The following is a 1,756-nucleotide window of genomic DNA, read 5'->3' as shown; positions in this document are numbered from 1 at the left end:
ACGGGCCTCCGGCCCGCATCCTGCCCGAGGATTGGTAGAACCGGCGTACCCGCCAGACCCTCGCTTGCGGCAAGGGTAGCACTCCCTCCAACTATTGGGTGACGGGCATAATCGGCAAACCGTGCTCATACCCATTCGGAAGCAATGCTGCCACAGTTCAAGGTTCGTGTTACCGCCTCTCATCCCCAAAGATTACTTCCGCTACTGCATAGGAAGAAGATTGGGATACCACTCCTCTCTTCTCCATCGCCATCACCGCTACCCGCCTCTCATTCGTTCAAAACGCCGACCGGCACGTGCCCCTGGTACCGGCACGGCGGCCAGCACCTCATCAATAATCGCTTGTGCCGTCACATTGCGCACACGGGCTGCCGGACTGATAATCAGACGATGGCCGAGCACCGGTTGCGCAAGTAATTTGACATCATCAGGGATCACAAAGTCGCGCCCGTTTATCGCAGCCCATGCCTGTGCGGCCCGATAAAGGGCCAGTGCTCCGCGTGTGCTGGCGCCTAGATAAACATCGCCGTGATCGCGGGTGGCGACAACCAGGGCAACAATATACTCGACAATCAGATCATCAACGTGAACCTGCTTAATCACCTCTTGCAGATGTAGCAATTCAGCGACATCCACCACCGTTGATAACGTTTCGATTGGGTGCCCGTCGCGCTGGCGTTTCAAAATTGCAATCTCATCGAGCCGATCCGCATAGCCGATATGAACCCGCAGCAGGAAGCGGTCGAGTTGCGCTTCCGGTAGCGGAAACGTCCCTTCGTACTCGATAGGATTCTGCGTTGCCAGCACGATAAACGGCTGCGGCAGCGGGTGGGTCACGCCATCAACGGTGATCTGTCGTTCCTCCATTGCTTCGAGCAGGGCCGACTGCGTTTTTGGTGTCGCCCGATTAATCTCATCGGCCAGCACAATCTGGGCCATAATCGGGCCAGGGCGAAACTCAAATTCGCGGGTTTGCTGGTTGAAGATCGAAACGCCGGTGACATCGCTCGGCAAGAGATCGGGGGTACACTGAATACGCTTAAAGCTCGACCCGATCGAGCGGGCGATGCTCCGCGCCAGCATGGTCTTGCCGGTACCGGGGACATCTTCGATCAAGACGTGACCACGGCACAACAACGCGACCAGGACCAGTTCCACGATCCGACGTTTGCCAACGATAACTTGCTCAACGTTCGCGATTATCCGCGCAGCCAGATGCTGAACCTCTTCCACGGGCACCTCAATTCAGAAGGTAGTTGTCTGGATGCATGGGCAGTATACCACGATTACCGGCTCGAGCGAGCGCAACATCCTCACGCCTCGCGATCGGCCACCAATGCCCAGAAGCGTGGATCGTGGTGCAATGATGAAAAATCGGGATCGAGGCGTGCCCAATCCCGTAACACCTGATGTTGGTCGAGAGCAATCTGGAGCAGACGCAACGCCTCTTCATGATCACCGCAGATTGCGGCGAAACAAGCGCGGTTGTATTCACTCTCGTGCTCCATCAATGGCCGGGCAGTTTCAATCGCACGGCGCGCCTCCTCCTCGCGTCCCAGCCGCCGGAGAACGCTAGCCAGTGATGCGTGGCACGAACCCTCTGTTGGCGCCAGTTCCACTGCTTTTTGCCAGGCCTGCAATGCCTGTTCCAGCTCGCCCTGAAGGGTGTACACCAGCCCCAGCCCGTACCAGGGGGCAGCGTCTTGCGGGTCGAGCTGAAGCGCCTGCCGGTAAGCGGTGATGGCCTCGTCGTAGC

General features: G+C 58.1%; 2 protein-coding genes. Both read right to left on the bottom strand.

All coding sequences use genetic code 11. From position 1 onward, the window contains the following. Positions 1 to 258 precede the first annotated feature (258 nt). Positions 259 to 1,233 carry an AAA family ATPase gene (locus tag JE47_RS0120085; RefSeq protein ID WP_031461446.1) on the bottom strand — a complete coding sequence of 325 codons (975 nt, stop codon included), beginning with the start codon at positions 1,231 to 1,233 and terminating at the stop codon, positions 259 to 261. A gap of 80 nt (positions 1,234 to 1,313) precedes the next feature. After that, the coding region (locus JE47_RS21175; protein WP_152556125.1) for a TPR end-of-group domain-containing protein at positions 1,314 to 1,756 on the bottom strand (443 nt) is incomplete at its 5' end.

This window comes from Chloroflexus sp. MS-G (genome assembly GCF_000735195.1).
Classification (GTDB): domain Bacteria; phylum Chloroflexota; class Chloroflexia; order Chloroflexales; family Chloroflexaceae; genus Chloroflexus.
The sequence above is the reverse complement of the archived record's forward strand: the minus strand, read 5'-3'. Positions and strand labels throughout refer to the sequence as shown.